The 17,802-nt window shown below is 66.5% G+C and carries 11 protein-coding genes; 10 read left to right on the top strand and 1 reads right to left on the bottom strand.

All coding sequences use genetic code 11. The features are described 5' to 3' along the window. On the bottom strand, positions 1-1,439 hold a 1,439-nt coding region (locus AWC27_RS28170), incomplete at its 3' end, for a PE family protein (protein ID WP_139837274.1). 289 nt (positions 1,440-1,728) lie between these two features. Here AWC27_RS28170 and argC point away from each other — a divergent pair. The 10 genes from argC to AWC27_RS28120 all read left to right on the top strand — a co-directional run bounded on the left by argC (position 1,729) and on the right by AWC27_RS28120 (position 17,781). Beyond that, positions 1,729-2,772 (top strand): N-acetyl-gamma-glutamyl-phosphate reductase, encoded by a 1,044-nt coding sequence (gene argC / locus AWC27_RS28165; protein ID WP_085674010.1) that lies wholly within the window; start codon positions 1,729-1,731, stop codon positions 2,770-2,772. Continuing rightward, positions 2,769-3,983, top strand: coding sequence for a bifunctional glutamate N-acetyltransferase/amino-acid acetyltransferase ArgJ (argJ, locus tag AWC27_RS28160; RefSeq protein WP_085674009.1), 1,215 nt, complete (start codon positions 2,769-2,771; stop codon positions 3,981-3,983). Before argC ends, argJ begins: the two co-directional genes overlap by 4 nt. After that, complete coding sequence (gene argB, locus AWC27_RS28155) at positions 3,980-4,861, top strand: acetylglutamate kinase (protein WP_085674007.1); 882 nt, start codon at positions 3,980-3,982, stop codon at positions 4,859-4,861. The genes argJ and argB overlap by 4 nt, the downstream gene beginning before the upstream one ends. Further along, on the top strand, positions 4,858-6,042 hold the full coding sequence (locus AWC27_RS28150) for an acetylornithine transaminase (protein ID WP_085674005.1): 1,185 nt from the start codon (positions 4,858-4,860) through the stop codon (positions 6,040-6,042). Before argB ends, AWC27_RS28150 begins: the two co-directional genes overlap by 4 nt. Then, positions 6,039-6,962 (top strand): ornithine carbamoyltransferase, encoded by a 924-nt coding sequence (gene argF / locus AWC27_RS28145; RefSeq protein WP_085674003.1) that lies wholly within the window; start codon positions 6,039-6,041, stop codon positions 6,960-6,962. Before AWC27_RS28150 ends, argF begins: the two co-directional genes overlap by 4 nt. Beyond that, positions 6,959-7,474 carry an arginine repressor gene (locus AWC27_RS28140; protein ID WP_139837277.1) on the top strand — a complete coding sequence of 172 codons (516 nt, stop codon included), beginning with the start codon at positions 6,959-6,961 and terminating at the stop codon, positions 7,472-7,474. The genes argF and AWC27_RS28140 overlap by 4 nt, the downstream gene beginning before the upstream one ends. Positions 7,475-7,486: 12 nt before the next feature. Further along, entirely contained in the window at positions 7,487-8,692 is a 1,206-nt protein-coding gene (locus AWC27_RS28135) for an argininosuccinate synthase (protein WP_085673999.1), read from the top strand. After that, positions 8,689-10,101 carry an argininosuccinate lyase gene (argH, locus tag AWC27_RS28130; RefSeq protein ID WP_085673997.1) on the top strand — a complete coding sequence of 471 codons (1,413 nt, stop codon included), beginning with the start codon at positions 8,689-8,691 and terminating at the stop codon, positions 10,099-10,101. Before AWC27_RS28135 ends, argH begins: the two co-directional genes overlap by 4 nt. A 103-nt stretch (positions 10,102-10,204) precedes the next feature. After that, complete coding sequence (locus AWC27_RS28125; RefSeq protein WP_085673996.1) at positions 10,205-11,266, top strand: type III polyketide synthase; 1,062 nt, start codon at positions 10,205-10,207, stop codon at positions 11,264-11,266. A gap of 116 nt (positions 11,267-11,382) precedes the next feature. Continuing rightward, positions 11,383-17,781: a type I polyketide synthase gene (locus tag AWC27_RS28120; protein WP_085673994.1), complete on the top strand. Its 6,399-nt coding sequence runs from the start codon at positions 11,383-11,385 to the stop codon at positions 17,779-17,781. Positions 17,782-17,802: the final 21 nt, after the last annotated feature.

The following is a 17,802-nucleotide window of genomic DNA, read 5'->3' as shown; positions in this document are numbered from 1 at the left end:
CTGGCTGAGAGCGCCGGGAAGACCGCGCTCAACCCGGCCGCGAAGTTCTGCCCCGCGGTGAGCAGCGCACTCAACGCGCCTTGCAGCGCCGGGGCACCGGATAGGGCGGCGTTCAGGGCGGTGTTGAAGGCCGCAGTTAGGCCCGAGAGGCTGGCTTGGAAGGCGGGCAGGCTGCCCGACAGGGCCGCGCTCAGGGTGGCGTTGAAGGCTGCTGAGAGGGCGGGGAAGGTGGCCGAGAAGCTGGCTGAGAGCGCCGGGAAGACCGCGCTCAACCCGGCCGCGAAGTTCTGCCCCGCGGTGAGCAGCGCACTCAACGCGCCCTGCAGCGCCGGCGCACCGGACAGGGCAGCGTTCAACGCCGCGTTGAAGGCCGCACTCACCCCCGACAGGCTGGCCTGGAACGCCGGCAAGCCGCCGTTGATGGCGGCGGTCAGGGTGGCACTTAACGCTGCCGACAACGCCGGCAACCCTGCGCCGAAAGTCCCCGACAATTGTGCGGCCAGGCTCTGGCCGGCGGTCAACAGTCCGGTCAAGCCAGCTTGCAGGGCCGGCAGGCCGCCGGTGAGGGCAGCGCTAAGTTGAGCACTCAAACCAGGCAGAGTTGCACTGAAATTCGCCACCAGGTTCTGGCCGACATCGATCAGGCCGGTGAACCCGGTGCCGAAGTTGGCAACCAAGCTGCCACCGGTGCTTACCAGTTGCGACAGCCCGGCGGAGACGTTGCCGATCAGCATGCCGCCGGTCTGCGCCAGCTCGGCAAGGGTCGGCAGCTGGGCATTGAGGCTCGCTGTCAGGGCTGCGCTGAGGTTGGCTCCCAGTCCGGCATTTAGGAACGCCGAGAGTGCAGCGTTTGCCTGGGCAGTCAACGAGGCGCCGGCTCCGGACATGGCGGCACCGAAGTTTTCCAGGGCGAGACCGGCGTGCGTGATTGCTTCGCCGGTCTGCACCAACCCTGAGCCGAAGCCCGATGCCAGCGCACCGCCGGTCTGCAGGGCAAGCCCAGCGCCGAGGCTCGGAAGTGCTTGCAGGGCCCGCAAAATGAGCGCAACGTCGATGCCCCCGGACAGGGAGCCACCCAACTGCCCGGTGACGGCTGCGGCGGCATTTTCGGCCGCGGCCGCGAAGGAAGCACCACCGCCGGTGAGCAGCGCAGCGCCATTTGCTGCCTCGGCGGCGGCGTATGAAGATGCGCCACCGCTCAATAGCTTGACGAACTCGTCATGAAACGCCGACGCCTGCGCGCTGACGGCTTGATATTCCTCACCGACGGTGCCGAATAGCGCCGCGATTGCGCCTGAAACCTCGTCTGCTGCTGCGGGCGCCAAGCCCGTCGTCGCCCCTGCAGCCGATGCTGTGACTTCGGCGAGTGCCGTACGGATGCCTGCTAAATCCCGGGCTGCTTCCTCGAAGAGCTCCGGTACTGCGACTACAAAAGACATGTCCATCTCCCCGCTGACCCAATGAACAAGCAGTAACCCGACGACCCCCGACGCCATCGAGGCAACATGTGCCCAATAGGACCTGCCCAAACGCGAGCTTCCCTAAACCACAAAGAGAAAAAAATTTTCGGTGGAATCTCAACGCTGCGTTCCGCAACCGGTCGCGGCGTGAAATCCGCTGTGCGCTAGAGCAAATGCTCCGAGCGCCGCGCGGGACCCCGCCCAAGACGTGTACACCAGCATTGGAATTAATTTGCAAACATCTGCATAACCATGCAGAATCCTTCAGATGTCCGACGCGATCAGGGTGGCGGTTGCCGGTGCCAGTGGTTATGCGGGCGGTGAGATCCTTCGGCTGCTGCTGAGCCATCCGGCCTCCCTCGATGGTCGGCTGAAGATCGGTGCTGTGACGGCCGCGGCGAGCGCCGGTAGCGCCCTGGGTGCGCATCATCCGCACCTGACGCCCTTAGCCCACCGAATGCTCGAACCCACCGAGTTGGCGGCGCTCCGCGAGCACGAGGTTGTGTTTCTCGCGCTGCCGCATGGGCATTCGGCCGTGCTGGCCCAGCAGCTTGACACACAAACTCTGGTTATCGATTGCGGCGCCGACTTTCGGCTCACCGACGCCGCGGCTTGGGAGCGCTTCTACGGTTCTGCGCACGCCGGCAGTTGGCCGTACGGACTGCCCGAATTGCCCGGTGCGCGCGAGCGGCTGCAAACCGCCCGGCGCATCGCGGTGCCCGGTTGCTACCCGACGGCTGCGCTGCTGGCATTGCTACCGGCTATGGCCGAAGACCTCATCGAGCCCGCGGTCACCGTGGTCGCGGTCAGCGGCACCTCGGGCGCCGGTCGTGCGGCCAAGACGGATCTGCTGGGTTCAGAGGTCATCGGATCAGCACGGGCATACAACATCGCAGGAGCCCACCGGCACACGCCTGAGATCGCTCAGGGCTTACGAACGGTCACCGACCGTGATGTCACGGTTTCATTCACCCCGGTGCTCATTCCGACGTCCCGCGGAATTCTTGCCACCTGCACCGCGCGTACCCGGTCTTCCCTCTCGGAGTTGCGAGAGGCGTACGAAAAAGCTTACCACGCAGAACCTTTCATTTATCTGATGCCTGATGGGCAACTACCGCGTACCGGTGCGGTCATCGGCAGCAACGCGGCACACATTGCGGTGGCCGTCGACGAGGACGCCGCAACATTCGTGGCCATCGCTGCGATCGACAACTTGGTCAAGGGCACCGGCGGCGCGGCGGTGCAATCGATGAACCTGGCACTGGGGTGGCCGGAGAGCGCGGGCTTGTCCGTAGTTGGAGTGGCGCCATGACCGAAACGGATTCTGTGACGAGGCTTTTGCGTGCCCAGGGCGTGACAGCCCCGGCCGGCTTCCGCGCCGCCGGCATTGCCGCGGGTATCAAGGCATCCGGTGCTCCGGATCTGGCGTTGGTGTTCAACGAAGGCCCTGACTACGCCGCCGCCGGTGTGCTCACTCGCAACAAAGTCAAAGCGGCACCAGTGCTTTGGACTCAGCAAGTGCTGACAACCGGGCAACTCCGCGCGGTCATCCTCAACTCCGGCGGCGCCAATGCCTGTACTGGGCCGGCCGGCTTTCAGGACACCCACGCCACCGCCGAGGCAGTTGCTGCCGCATTGTCGGACTGGGGAACTGAAACCGGAGCCATCGAAGTCGCCGTCTGCTCCACCGGATTGATCGGCGACCGGCTGCCGATGGACAAGGTACTCAACGGCGTTCGTGACATCGTGCACGAGATGCATGGTGGACTGACCGGAGGCGACGACGCCGCTCACGCAATCATGACCACCGACACCGTACCCAAACAAGTTGCGCTGCATCATCAAAACAACTGGACTGTCGGCGGAATGGCCAAAGGCGCCGGTATGCTCGCGCCTTCATTGGCCACCATGCTCTGCGTGCTTACCACCGACGCGGTTGCCGAACCGGCGGCGCTGGAGCAGGCGCTGCGGCGCGCCACTGCCCGCACATTTGATCGCCTCGACATCGACGGCAGTTGTTCAACGAATGACACCGTGTTGTTGCTTGCCTCGGGAGCCAGCGAAATCATTCCGGCCCAAGCAGATCTCGACGACGCGGTACTCAGAGTCTGCGACGACCTTTGCGCACAGCTGCAGGCCGACGCCGAGGGAGTCACCAAGCGAGTAACCGTCACCGTGACGGGAGCTGCCACTGAAGACGACGCCCTGACTGCGGCGCGCGTCATCGCGCGCGACAGCCTGGTCAAAACCGCGGTGTTCGGGTCTGACCCCAACTGGGGCCGGGTGCTGGCCGCTGTCGGGATGGCACCGATATCCCTCGAGCCCGATCGGATCAGCGTGTCGTTCAACGGTTCTGCGGTATGCATCGACGGCGTAGGGGCACCCGGAGCGCGCGAGGTCGACTTGTCGGCGGCCGACATAGACATCACCGTTGACCTTGCGGTCGGCGACGGGCGGGCCGCCATCCGGACCACCGACCTGTCGCACGCCTACGTCGAAGAGAACTCGGCGTACAGCTCATGAGCGAGCAGACATTAACCACGCAGGGCAAGGCGGAGGTTCTGGCGGAAGCCTTGCCCTGGCTCAAGCAATTGCACGGCAAGATCGTTGTCGTCAAATACGGCGGCAATGCGATGACCGATGACATGCTGCGACAGGCCTTCGCCGCCGATATGGCCTTTTTGCGCAATTGTGGCATCCATCCCGTCGTCGTGCACGGCGGTGGCCCGCAGATCAGCGCCATGTTGCGGCGGCTGGGCATCGAAGGCGACTTCAAGGGCGGATTTCGCGTCACCACACCGGAAGTCCTCGACATCGCGCGGATGGTCCTGTTCGGACAGGTGGGCCGCGAACTGGTCAACCTGATCAACGCCCACGGGCCCTATGCCGTGGGAATCACCGGCGAAGACGCGCAGCTGTTCACCGCGGTACGGCGCAGTGTCACCGTCGACGGTGTGGCTACCGACATCGGGCTGGTCGGCGACGTCGACCGGGTCAATACCGATGCTCTGCTGGATCTCATTGCGGCACGCCGTATTCCGGTGGTCTCAACGCTGGCTCCGGATGCCGAGGGGGTGGTGCACAATATCAACGCCGACACCGCCGCGGCAGCGCTCGCCGAAGCACTCAGCGCCGAAAAGCTGTTAATGCTCACCGATGTCGAAGGCCTGTACACCAATTGGCCGGACCGCGGATCGCTAGTCAGCGAAATCGATACCGCCACGTTGGCGCAACTGCTACCCACACTGGAGTCGGGGATGATTCCCAAGATCGAAGCGTGTCTGCGTGCGGTCTCCGGTGGAGTGCCGAGCGCGCATGTCATCGATGGGCGGGTCAAACACTGTGTGCTGGTTGAGCTGTTCACCAATGCAGGCACCGGCACCAAGGTGGTATCCGCATGAACAATACCGAAACAGTGCAGCAGCGGTGGCAGGCCGTGATGATGAACAACTACGGCACCCCGCCTGTCGCGCTGGCCAGCGGCGACGGCGCGGTGGTCACCGACGTGGACGGCAAGAGCTATGTCGACCTACTCGGCGGCATAGCGGTCAACGTCCTCGGGCATCGCCACCCGGCCGTCATCGAGGCTGTTACGCAACAGATGTCGACGTTGGGCCATACCTCCAACCTTTATGCGACCGAACCGGGAATTGCGCTGGCTGAGGAACTGGTCGCGCTGCTGGGCGCCGAAACCCAGGCGCGGGTGTTCTTCTGCAACTCCGGCACCGAGGCCAACGAGGTCGCCTTCAAGCTGACTCGGCTCACCGGTAAGACGAAACTCATTGCCGCACAAGAAGCTTTCCACGGCCGCACGATGGGCTCGTTGGCGCTGACCGGCCAGCCCGCCAAGCAGGCACCGTTCGAACCGCTGCCGGGCTATGTCACCCATGTCCCCTACGGTGATGTGGACGCATTGGCGGCCGCGGTCGACAACGCCACGGCCGCAGTATTTCTCGAACCGATCATGGGGGAGAGCGGTGTCGTCGTCCCGCCCGAAGGCTATCTGGTGGCCGCTCGCGAGATCACCGCGCGGCATGGTGCCCTGCTGGTGCTTGACGAGGTGCAAACCGGAATGGGCCGCACGGGAGCGTTTTACGCCCACCAGCACGACGGCATCACGCCCGACGTGGTGACGCTGGCCAAGGGCTTGGGCGGTGGATTGCCGATCGGGGCGTGCCTGGCCGTCGGTACTGCCGCGGACCTGCTGACGCCCGGATTGCACGGCAGTACCTTTGGCGGTAACCCGGTGTGCACCGCGGCGGCGCTCGCAGTGGTCAGAGTGCTGGCCGCTGAGGATCTGGTCCGCCGTGCCGAGGTGCTGGGCAAATCGCTACGGCACGGCATCGAATCGCTCAACCATCCGCTGATCGACCACGTTCGCGGCAGGGGCCTGCTGCAGGGCATCGTCCTGAAGGCCCAACAGGCCAAGGACGCTGAGTCCGCCGCCCGCGACGCCGGTTATCTGGTCAATGCCGCCGCGCCCAACGTCATCCGGCTGGCTCCGCCATTGATCATCACCGAGCCGCAGCTGGAAGGATTTGTCGCAGCACTGCCAGGCATCCTCGAGAAGGCCGGAGCATGAGGCACTTTCTGCGTGACGACGACCTGTCCCCGGCAGAACAGGCCGAGGTCCTCGAGCTGGCCGCGGAGCTGAAGAAGGCCCCCTTCAGCCGTCAGCCCCTCGAGGGGCCGCGGGGGGTTGCGGTCATCTTCGACAAGAACTCGACGCGCACCCGGTTCTCCTTCGAAATGGGCATCGCCCAATTGGGCGGTCACGCCGTTGTAGTCGACGGCCACACCACCCAACTGGGCCGCGAGGAAACCTTGCAGGACACCGCCAGGGTGTTGTCCCGCTATGTCGATGCGATCGTTTGGCGGACGTTCGGGCAGGATCGGCTGACCGCCATGGCCTCGACCGCGACGGTGCCGGTGGTCAACGCCCTCTCTGACGAGTTTCACCCCTGCCAGGTGTTGGCCGATCTACAGACCATCGCCGAACGCAAGGGGACGCTGAAAGGATTGCGTCTGTCGTACTTCGGCGATGGCGCCAACAATATGGCCCACTCGCTGATGCTCGGTGGTGTCACCGCCGGCATGCATGTGACAATCGCTGCGCCGGAAGGCTTTACGCCCGCCAAAACGGTTGTCGCCGCGGCCGTGCGTCTCGCAAAGCAAACCGGCGCCTCGATAACGCTGACCGCCGACGCGGATGCGGCAGCCGTCGGCGCCGACGTGCTGGTGACTGACACCTGGACCTCTATGGGCCAGGAGAACGACGGACTGGACCGCGTCAAGCCGTTTCGGCCGTTTCAGATCAACGAACGACTGACTGGCAAAGCCGACGCGGAAGCCATTGTGCTGCACTGCCTTCCGGCGCATCGCGGCGACGAGATCACCGACGAGGTGATGGACGGACCGGCCAGCGCGGTATGGGACGAGGCGGAAAACCGGCTGCACGCCCAGAAGGCGCTGCTGGTGTGGCTACTGGAGCAACGCTCATGAACCAGAGCGCCAAGACACAATCCGTGCAGGGACCCGAAGTCAGCGCCAACCGCGCCGGCCGTCAGGCTCGCATCGTGGCCATCCTGTCGTCGGTGGAGGTGCGCAGCCAAAGCGAGCTCGCCGCGTTGTTGGCCGAAGAAGGCATCGAGGTCACCCAGGCCACGCTGTCGCGCGACCTCGAGGAACTCGGCGCGGTGAAACTGCGGGGCGCCGACGGCGGTACCGGCGTCTACATCGTGCCCGAGGACGGCAGCCCGGTCCGCGGGGTGCACGGCGGCACCCAGCGGATGCAGCGGCTGCTCGGTGACCTGTTGGTGTCCACCGACGCCAGTGGCAACCTTGCGGTACTGCGCACACCGCCGGGCGCGGCACACTACTTGGCCAGCGCGATCGACCGCGCCGCCCTGCCCCAGGTGGTGGGCACGGTCGCGGGTGATGACACCATCCTTGTGGTCGCCCGCGAGCCGATGACTGGCGCGGAACTCGCCGGCATGTTCGAGAACATTCAGTAAGGAGATTGGTTCATGTCAGAGCGCGTCATCCTGGCGTATTCCGGCGGCCTGGACACCTCGGTGGCGATCAGCTGGATAGGCAAGGAGACCGGCCGCGAGGTCGTGGCGGTGGCGATTGATCTCGGCCAGGGCGGCGAGGACATGGAGGTCGTGCGGCAACGGGCACTTGACTGCGGCGCCGTGGAGGCCGTCGTCGTCGACGCCCGCGACGAATTCGCCGAGGGCTACTGCCTGCCCACGATCCTGAACAACGCCCTGTACATGGACCGCTACCCCTTGGTCTCGGCCATCAGCCGGCCACTGATCGCCAAGCACCTCGTTGCCGCCGCGCGCGAGCACGGTGGCGGCATCGTCGCGCACGGCTGCACCGGCAAAGGCAATGACCAGGTCCGGTTCGAAGTCGGATTCGCTTCGCTGGCACCGGATTTGGAGGTGCTGGCCCCGGTGCGCGATTACGCGTGGACGCGGGAGAAGGCAATCGCATTCGCCGAAGAAAACGCTATCCCGATCAACGTCACCAAGCGCTCACCCTTCTCGATCGACCAGAACGTCTGGGGCCGCGCGGTGGAAACCGGCTTCCTGGAGCATTTGTGGAACGCCCCCACCAAGGACATCTACAGCTATACCGAAGACCCCACCGTCAACTGGAACACCCCCGACGAGGTGATCATCGGGTTCGAAAAAGGCGTCCCGGTCTCCATCGACGGGAAGCCGGTATCCATGCTGCAGGCCATCGAAGAGCTCAACCGCCGCGGCGGTGCGCAGGGCGTCGGGCGCCTCGACGTCGTCGAGGACCGCCTGGTGGGCATCAAGAGCCGGGAGATCTACGAGGCGCCCGGGGCCATGGTGCTCATCACCGCGCACACCGAACTCGAACACGTCACCCTCGAGCGGGACCTGAGTCGGTTCAAGCGGCAGACCGACCAGCGCTGGGCCGAGCTGGTCTACGACGGGCTGTGGTACTCGCCGCTGAAGGTCGCCCTGGAAAGCTTCGTCGCCAAGACCCAGGAGCACGTTTCCGGCGAGGTGCGACTCGTTCTGCACGGTGGCCACATCGCTGTCAACGGCCGGCGCAGCGCCGAATCGCTGTATGACTTCAACCTGGCCACCTACGACGAGGGCGACACGTTCGACCAATCCATGTCGAAGGGCTTCGTCTACGTGCACGGGCTGTCGTCCAAGCTCGCGGCCCGCCGGGACCTGGCCAGCGAGGCGTGAGCACCAACGAGGGGTCGCTGTGGGGCGGGCGATTCGCCGGGGGCCCGTCGGACGCGTTGGCCGCGCTGAGTAAGTCGACGCACTTCGACTGGGTGCTGGCGCCCTACGACGTCATCGCCTCAAGGGCCCACACCGTGGTGCTTTTCCAAGCGGGCCTGCTCACCGAAGAGCAGCGGGACGGATTGCTGGCCGGCCTGGACAGCCTGCAGCAGGACGTCGCCGACGGCAGCTTCACACCGCTGGTCACCGATGAGGATGTGCACGCCGCCCTGGAGCGCGGGCTGATCGACCGCGTCGGCCCGGAGCTGGGCGGGCGGCTACGGGCCGGCCGATCACGCAACGACCAGGTGGCCACCCTGTTCCGGATGTGGCTGCGCGACGCGGTGCGCCGGGTGGCCAACGGCGTACTCGACGTCGTCAGGGCGCTCACCGACCAGGCGGGGGCGCACCCGACGGCCATCATGCCCGGCAAGACCCACTTGCAATCCGCCCAGCCGATCCTGCTGGCCCACCATCTGCTCGCGCACGCACATCCGTTGCTGCGCGACGTGGACCGCATCGCCGACTTCGACCGGCGCGCCGCCATCTCCCCATACGGCTCCGGCGCGCTGGCCGGGTCCTCGCTGGGTCTGGACCCGGACGCGATCGCCGCTGACCTGGGATTCACCGCCGCCGCCGACAACTCCGTCGACGCGACCGCAGCCCGCGACTTCGCCGCGGAGGCCGCGTTCGTCTTCGCGATGATCGCCGTCGACCTGTCCCGGCTCGCCGAGGACATCATCCTGTGGAGTTCGACGGAGTTCGGCTACGTCACCCTGCACGACTCATGGTCAACGGGCAGCTCGATCATGCCGCAGAAGAAGAACCCCGACATCGCCGAGCTGGCCCGGGGCAAGTCCGGCCGGTTGATCGGAAACCTGGCCGGCCTGCTGGCCACGCTGAAAGCTCAGCCGCTGGCTTACAACCGGGATCTGCAGGAAGACAAGGAGCCGGTGTTCGACTCGGTGGCCCAGCTCGAGCTGCTGTTGCCGGCGATGGCCGGCTTGGTCGGCAGCCTGACCTTTCACGTCGAGCGGATGGCGGCGCTGGCGCCGGCCGGTTACACACTGGCCACCGATATCGCCGAATGGCTTGTGCGGCAAGGCGTTCCGTTCAGGTCCGCACATGAGGCGGCCGGCGCCGCGGTGCGCGCCGCCGAACAGCGCGGGGTGGGACTGCCAGAGCTTACCGACGACGAGCTGGCCGCGATCAGTCCCGAACTGACGCCCCGGGTGCGCGACGTGCTGACGATCGAGGGGTCGGTTTCCTCCCGAGACTCCCGCGGTGGGACCGCGCCCGATCAAGTCGCAAAACAGCTGAGTGTGGTGCGCGCGAGCGCCGATCGGCTGCGCCATCAGCTGGCGCGCTGAGCGTTTTTGCCGGGCAGTTCGGCTCCGACTAAACTCGCAGCTCTATAGCGATCCGGTTGAACTAACCGGCCTTGACGATTCGTGTCAAAGGGGTGGGGTCAAAATGAGCGTCATCGCGGGAGTGTTCGGCGCGTTGCCGCCATACCGCTATTCCCAACGCGAACTCACCGACGCATTCGTCAGGGAGCCGGAATTCGAGGGTTACGAAGACATCGTCCGGCAGTTGCACACCAGCGCCAAGGTCAATAGCCGGCACATGATCCTGCCGATGGAGGCGTATCCAAAGCTCACCGACTTCGGCGAGGCGAACAAGATCTTCATCGACAAGGCCGTCGATCTCGGTGTCGAGGCCTTGCTCGGCGCGCTGGACGAGGCCGGCCTGCAGCCCCAGGACCTCGACGTGCTGATCACCACGACGGTCACGGGTATCGCGGTCCCGTCGCTGGACGCCCGGATCGCTGGCCGGGTGGGCCTGCGCGCCGACGTGCGCCGGGTGCCGCTCTTCGGCCTGGGTTGTGTCGCCGGGGCGGCCGGGGTGGCCCGCCTGCACGACTACTTGCGCGGTGCCCCTGACGGCGTCGCGGCACTGGTCTCCGTCGAGCTCTGCTCGCTCACTTTTCCCGGATACAAGCCCTCCCTGGCCGGCCTGGTCGGCAGCGCCCTGTTTGCCGACGGTGCCGCCGCGGTGGTTGCCGTCGGTGATCGTCGCGCCCAGGAGGTGGACGCCGGCGGCCCCGACATCCTGGACTCGCGCAGCACGCTCTACCCCGACTCGCTGCGCACCATGGGTTACGACATCGGCTCGGCGGGGTTCGAGCTGGTCTTGTCCAAGGATCTGGCTGAGATCGTGCAGCAGTATCTGGCCGACGATGTCACGGCGTTTCTGGCCGCTCATGACCTGACCACTACTGACATCGGCGCCTGGGTAACACACCCCGGGGGACCCAAGGTCATCGAGGCGATCACCGAATGCCTGCAGTTGAAGCCCGAAGCCTTGGAGCTGACGTGGCGCTCGCTGGGTGAGATCGGCAACCTGTCGTCGGCGTCGGTCCTGCACGTGCTTCGGGACACCCTTGCCAAACCGCCACCTAGTGGCAGCCCTGGGCTGATGATCGCCATGGGTCCGGGTTTCTGCTCTGAATTGGTGCTGTTGCGCTGGCACTGATTCGATGCAGGACCTGTTCCCGCGAGCGTAACGACACTGCGACATTCGGAGCGAAATCTTGCAGTGGCGTAACGCTCGGCGCGCCTCACCTTGAGTAGCACGAAAGGCCGCGATCTATGGACAGCACTCAAGAAGAGCTCATCACCGCGCTCCGCCGATCACTCAAGGAAAACGAGCGGCTCAAGCGGGAGAACCGCGACTACCTGGCGCTGACCACTGAGCCGGTCGCGATCGTGGGGATGGGCTGCCGGTATCCCGGTGGGGTGGATTCGCCGCAGGCGCTCTGGGACATGGTGGCGGCCGGCCGCGACGTCGTCTCGGAATTTCCCGCCGATCGCGGGTGGGATCTGGCCGGCCTGTTCGATCCCGATCCCGACGCGGTCGGCAAGTCTTACACGCGGTGCGGCGGCTTCTTGACGGACGTGGCCGGTTTCGATGCCGAGTTCTTCGGCATCGCGCCCAGCGAGGTGCTGGCGATGGACCCGCAGCAGCGGCTGTTGCTGGAGGTGTCCTGGGAGGCGTTGGAGCGCGCGGGAATCGACCCGGTGCGCATTCGGGGTTCGTCGGCAGGCGTGTTCGCCGGAATCTTCCACGGAACCTACGGGGGCCAGGGCCGGGTGCCCGGGGACCTGGAGCGGTACGGGTTACGCGGTTCGACCCTGAGCGTCGCATCCGGCCGGGTCGCCTACGAACTGGGCTTGGAGGGACCCGCGGTGTCGGTGGATACGGCGTGTTCGTCGTCGTTGGTGGCGCTGCATTTGGCGGTGCAATCGCTGCGGTCCGGAGAGTGCAATCTGGCGCTGGTCGGCGGGGTCACCGTAATGGCCACCCCGGCGATGTTCATCGAGTTCAGCCGGCAGCGGGCGCTGTCGCCTGACGGACGGTCCAAGGCGTACGCGGGGGCCGCCGACGGCACCGCGTTCTCCGAAGGCGCCGGCGCCCTGGTGCTCGAGCGGCTCACCGATGCCCAGCGCTTGGGGCATCCAGTGTTGGCGGTGGTGCGCGGATCGGCGGTCAACCAGGACGGGGCCTCCAACGGCCTGGCTACCCCCAACGGGCCGGCGCAGCAGCGGGTGATCAGGGCTGCCTTGGCCAATGCGCGACTGAGCGTTACCGACGTGGATTTGGTGGAAGGGCATGGGACCGGCACCACATTGGGGGACCCCATTGAGGCGCAGGCGATTCTAGCGACCTACGGGCAGGGGCGTAGCGCGCCGCTCTGGTTGGGTTCGATCAAATCGAACATGGGTCACACCTCCGCGGCGGCCGGTGTGGCCGGGGTGATGAAGCTGGTGTTGGCGATGCGGCACGGGGTGATGCCCAAGACGCTGCACGTGGATGTGCCTACGCCGCACGTGGATTGGTCCGCCGGTGCGGTGTCGCTGCTGACCGAGTCGCGCGCCTGGGAGGTTTCGGGCCGGCCGCGGCGAGCAGGCATCTCGTCGTTCGGGATCAGCGGGACCAATGCGCATGTGATCGTCGAGCAGGCGCCCGCGGTGGAACCCGCTGTGCCTGAGGGCGATCGCAGCGCCACCGCGATTCCGTGGCTGCTGTCGGCGCGGTCGGCACACGCGTTGGCATACCAGGCGGAGCGACTGCTGGAGTGGGTCGCGGCCGATGAAGCCTTGAGCGCACTCGATGTGGGATGGTCGCTGGTTTCGACGCGGTCGGTGTTCGAACATCGGGCCGTGGTGGTGGGTGGCGATCGCTCCGAGTTGATGGAGCGGCTCGCGACCCTGGCGGCCGGCGAGCCGGGTTCGGGCGTCGTGGCCGGGCGTGCGCGATCGGTGGGCAAGACGGCGTTCGTTTTCCCCGGCCAAGGAGCGCAGTGGCTGGGCATGGGTGTCCAATTGCTCGATGCCGCACCGGTATTCGCCGACCATCTGCACCGCTGCGAAAAGGCGCTGGGTGAGTATGTGGACTGGTCGTTGATCGACGTCTTGCGTGGCGCGCCGGACGCGCCTGGGCTGGATCGGGTGGACGTGGTGCAGCCCGCGCTGTGGGCGATCATGGTGTCGCTGGCCGAATTGTGGCGCTCCATAGGAGTGGTTCCCGACGCGGTGATCGGACATTCGCAGGGGGAGATCGCGGCGGCCTATGTGGCCGGCGCGTTGTCGCTGGAGGACGCCGCCAAGGTGGTGGCGCTGCGCAGCCGGCTGTTGCTGCAATTGTCCGGCGCCGGCGGCATGGCCTCGTTGGCGTGTGGGCTGCCCAGAGTCAAGGAGCTGCTCGCGCACTGGGGCGACCGACTGAATATCGCTGCGGTAAACGGCGTTTCGGCGGTCGCGGTGGCTGGTGAGGTGGGCGCCATCGAGGAGCTGCTGCGACGCTGCGAAGCCGACGACATTCGCGCCCGCAGGATCGAGGTCGATTACGCGTCGCACTCGGCGCAGGTGGACGCGATCCACGCAGACCTGATCGGGGCACTGGACGGGCTGATGCCCCGCTGCTCTTCAACGGCCTTTTTCTCAACGGTCAGCGGCGAACTCATGGACACCGCCGGTTTGAACGCCGAGTACTGGTTCCGCAGCATCCGGCAGACGGTGCAATTCGAAGCGGCCGTCCGCAGCGCCTCTGACGACGGATACCAAGTGTTCATCGAATGCAGCCCGCACCCGGTGCTGATCGCCGGTATCGAAGAAACCGTCGCCGATGCTGCGCAGACCAGTGTCGGCGAGCCGATCATCGTCCCGTCGCTGGGTCGAGACGACGGTGGCCCGGACCGGTTTTGGCTGTCAGCCGGCCAGGCGCATGTCGCCGGTGCGACGGTGCACTGGCCCGCGGCGTTCGAGGGCCTGGCCGTCCGACAAGTGGAGTTGCCGACGTACGGGTTTGTCCGGCGCAGATTTTGGTTGGGGCCCTTGGGTGTTGACAGCGGCGATGCAACCGGGCTCGGCTTGGCCGGTGTCAGTCATCCGCTATTGGGTGCCGTGCTGGAGCGGCCCGATTCCGGTGGCGTGGTGTTGACGGGTCAGCTTTCGTTGACTGCCCAGCCGTGGTTGGCCGACCACGCGGTGGGCGGTGTGGTGCTGTTTCCCGGAGCGGGCTTTGTGGAGCTGGCCATCCGGGCCGGTGATGCGGTCGACTGCGGCGTGGTCGAGGAGCTGACGTTGTTGGCTCCGCTGGTGTTGCCGCCGGCCGGTGGGATGCGGATGCAGGTGGTGGTGGGCGCCGCGACCGAATCGGGCAGTCGGGCGGTATCGGTGTATTCCCATGGCATGGGCGCTGATTCGGTGTGGGTGCTGCACGCCCAGGGCACGTTGAGCGCGGCGGCGATGCCGGCTGCCACGGACCTATCGGTGTGGCCGCCGGTGGGAGCCCAGGCCGTGGGTGCCGACGACGCCTATGACGTGCTGGGCGGACGGGGCTATGGCTATGGCCCGGCGTTCCAGGGATTGCGGTCGTTGTGGCGAAGGGGTCGTGAGGTTTTCGCTGAGGTGGCGCTTCCGCAGGGAGTGCTGACCGGCGGGTTCGGCATTCATCCGGTGGTTTTGGATGCCGCCTTGCATGCCTGGGGCGTGGTCGATGGCGGCGAACAGCCGATGTTGCCGTTCTCCTGGCAGGGCGTTTGCCTGCACGCGTCCGGGGCGTCGCGGGTTCGGGCGAGGTTGGCACCGTTGGGTGTGGGGGCGATGTCGGTGGAGTTGGCCGATACCGACGGTTTGCCGGTGCTGTCGGCGCGGGAGCTTGTCGTTCGTCCGGTCTCGGCACAGGTGCTGTCGGCGGCCGTCACCGCCGCTGGCGGCGGTGCCGGGTCTGGTGGTGGGCGACTCCTGGAGGTGGGCTGGTCGTCGATTTCATTACCGTACAGCGGGATTGGCGATCAGCCATTGGTGGTGCGCGAATTGAGTGCCCGCAGCGGCGGCAACGGTGCAGAGGTGCTGGACGCGGTGTATGGGGGCGTGCACGCAGTGCTGGCCGAATTGCAGTCCTGGCTGGCCGGTACCGAGGACGGGATGCTGGCGCTGGTAACTCGTGGTGCCGCGGCCCTGCCGGGCGAGGACGTCACCGATCTGGTGGGTGCGGCGATTTGGGGCTTGGTCCGTTCGGCTCAGGCTGAGCACCCGGGGCGGGTGGTGCTGGTCGATTCGGACGGCTCGCTGGATGTCGCCGACGTAGTTGGTTGTGATGAGCCGGCTTTGGTGGTTCGTTCCGGCGTGGCATACGCAGCGCGGGTGGCCCCGGTGGGAGCCGGATCGGTGTTGGAGCTGCCGTCTGGGTCCGGGGGCTGGCAGCTGGCCGTCGGCGGCGGGGGGACGCTGGAGGATCTGGTGGTGGCCCCAGTGGGCCGGGCCGAACTGGCCGCTGGGCAGGTGCGGGTCGCGGTGGCCGCCGTCGGGGTGAACTTCCGGGATGTCTTGGTGGCGTTGGGAATATATCCCGGCGGTGGGGAATTGGGCGCCGAGGGCGCCGGCGTGGTGGTGGAGGTGGGTCCTGGGGTGGACGGGCTGCTGGTCGGGGATGCGGTGATGGGTTTGCTGGGCGTGGTGGGCGCCGAGGCGGTGGTGGATGCGCGGCTCGTGACGGCGGTGCCGGCGGGACAGTCGCTGGTAGAGGCGGCCGGTGTCCCGGTGGTGTTCTTGACGGCGTTCTACGGCCTGTCGGTATTGGCCGGCGTCAAGGCCGGGGAGAAGGTACTGGTGCATGCCGGAACCGGCGGCGTCGGCATGGCCGCTGTGCAACTGGCCCGGCATCTGGGTCTCGAGGTGTTCGCCACCGCCAGCCGGGGCAAGTGGGAGACATTGCGGGCCATGGGCTTTGACGACGACCATATCTCGGATTCACGTAGCCTCGACTTCGAGGAGAAGTTCTCGGCGGTCACCGGCGGTCGTGGCATGGACGTGGTGCTCAACTCGCTGGCCGGTGAGTTCACCGACGCGTCGCTGCGGCTGCTGACTCCGGGCGGGCGCTTCATCGAGATGGGCAAGACCGACCTGCGCGACCCGCAGGTGGTGGCCGAGCGGTACCGGGGTGTGCAGTATCGCGCCTTCGATCTGATCGAAGCCGGTCCGGAGCGTATCGCGGCCATGCTGTCCGAGGTGGTCAGGTTGCTGGCGGCCGGCGCGCTGACACCGTTGCCGGTCAGAGCTTTCGATGTGCGCTGCGCCTCGGCGGCCTATCGCTTCGTCAGTCAGGCCCGTCACGTAGGCAAGGTGGTGCTGACGCTGCCGGACGGACCCGGTGGTGCGCTACTGAGTGGGGCGGGTGGTGAACTGGCCGGCGGCACGGTGGTGATCACCGGCGGTACCGGAATGGCCGGTTCGGCGGTGGCGGCCCATCTGGTGGAGCGCTATGGGGTGGCCAACGTCGTGCTGGCCAGCCGCAGCGGGGCACAAGCCGCGGGAACGGCACAGCTGGTGGCACGCCTGCGCGAAGCCGGCGCTGAAGTAGCGGTCGTGGCCTGTGATGTGGCCGACCGCGAGGCGGTCGCTGCGTTGCTCGCCGGTCTGGATCCGCGCTATCCCCTCAAAGGGGTGTTTCATGCGGCAGGGGTTCTCGATGACGCGACCATCACCGGGTTGACACCAGCGCAGGTGGATAACGTGTTGCGGGCCAAGGTCGATGGGGCCTGGCATTTGCACGAGCTCACCGCGAAGCTGGATTTGTCGGTCTTCGTGATGTTTTCGTCCATGGCGGGGATCGTCGGAACCGCGGGCCAGGCCAATTATGCGGCGGCGAACGCGTTCCTGGACGGGCTGGCGACCCACCGGCGTGCCGGCGGGTTGCCGGCGTTGTCGGTGGCATGGGGGCTGTGGGAACAGGCTTCGACGATGACCCAACACCTGGGCGAGCGGGACCGGGCACGGATGAATCGCACCGGGCTGGTGCCGATTTCGACAGAAGCGGCATTGGGATTGCTGGATACCGCGTTGCTGGCCGACCGCCCGGTGCTGTTGGCCGCCCGGCTGGATCCGGCTGCCCTGGCCGGGGCCTCGGTGCCGCCATTGTTGAGCGGGCTGGTGGCCCACCCGATCCGACGTGTCATCCTCGATAGCGCTACCGCGGTGTCGACGTCGGGATTGGCGTCGCGGCTGAACGCATTGAGTCCCGAGCAGCGCCGCCGCGAACTGAGCGAGCTGGTCTGCAGCAACGCCGCAACGGTGCTGGGTCGCTCGAGTGTGGCAGACATCAACGCCCAGCGCGCTTTTCAAGACCTCGGCTTCGACTCGTTAACCGCTGTGGAACTGCGCAACCGGCTCAAGAGTGCGACCGGGCTCACCTTGCCGCCGACCCTGATCTTCGACTATCCCACCCCGGCGGCGCTGTCCGAACACCTTATCGCCCAATTCGATACGGTCCGCCCAGTCAGCGAAGAACCCGACCTGTTGGCTCGCTTCGACGAGATCACCCGGGAGCTGCAGACGCTGCTCAACCGGCCCGATTGGAGCCCCGACGACAAAGCGCAGCTGAACAGTCGCTTGCACGGCATCTTGACCCACCTGATCGACGACGACATCACCGACGCCACGGAAAGCCAGCTCTTCGCCATTCTCGACGAAGAACTCGGCTCCTGAGCCCATTCCGACTAGGAGCAA

It is taken from the genome of Mycobacterium szulgai (assembly GCF_002116635.1).
In the GTDB taxonomy this organism is placed as follows: Bacteria; Actinomycetota; Actinomycetes; order Mycobacteriales; family Mycobacteriaceae; genus Mycobacterium; species Mycobacterium szulgai.
This window is presented reverse-complemented; position numbering and strand designations above follow the sequence as displayed.

Excerpts from the sequence above, each read along its gene's own strand:
- argC (WP_085674010.1), top strand. The coding sequence starts at position 1,729 with ATGTCCGACGCGATCAGGGTGGCGGTTGCCGGTGCCAGTGGTTATGCG.
- argJ (WP_085674009.1), top strand. The coding sequence starts at position 2,769 with ATGACCGAAACGGATTCTGTGACGAGGCTTTTGCGTGCCCAGGGCGTG.
- argB (WP_085674007.1), top strand. The coding sequence starts at position 3,980 with ATGAGCGAGCAGACATTAACCACGCAGGGCAAGGCGGAGGTTCTGGCG.
- AWC27_RS28150 (WP_085674005.1), top strand. The coding sequence starts at position 4,858 with ATGAACAATACCGAAACAGTGCAGCAGCGGTGGCAGGCCGTGATGATG.
- argF (WP_085674003.1), top strand. The coding sequence starts at position 6,039 with ATGAGGCACTTTCTGCGTGACGACGACCTGTCCCCGGCAGAACAGGCC.
- AWC27_RS28140 (WP_139837277.1), top strand. The coding sequence starts at position 6,959 with ATGAACCAGAGCGCCAAGACACAATCCGTGCAGGGACCCGAAGTCAGC.
- AWC27_RS28135 (WP_085673999.1), top strand. The coding sequence starts at position 7,487 with ATGTCAGAGCGCGTCATCCTGGCGTATTCCGGCGGCCTGGACACCTCG.
- AWC27_RS28125 (WP_085673996.1), top strand. The coding sequence starts at position 10,205 with ATGAGCGTCATCGCGGGAGTGTTCGGCGCGTTGCCGCCATACCGCTAT.
- AWC27_RS28120 (WP_085673994.1), top strand. The coding sequence starts at position 11,383 with ATGGACAGCACTCAAGAAGAGCTCATCACCGCGCTCCGCCGATCACTC.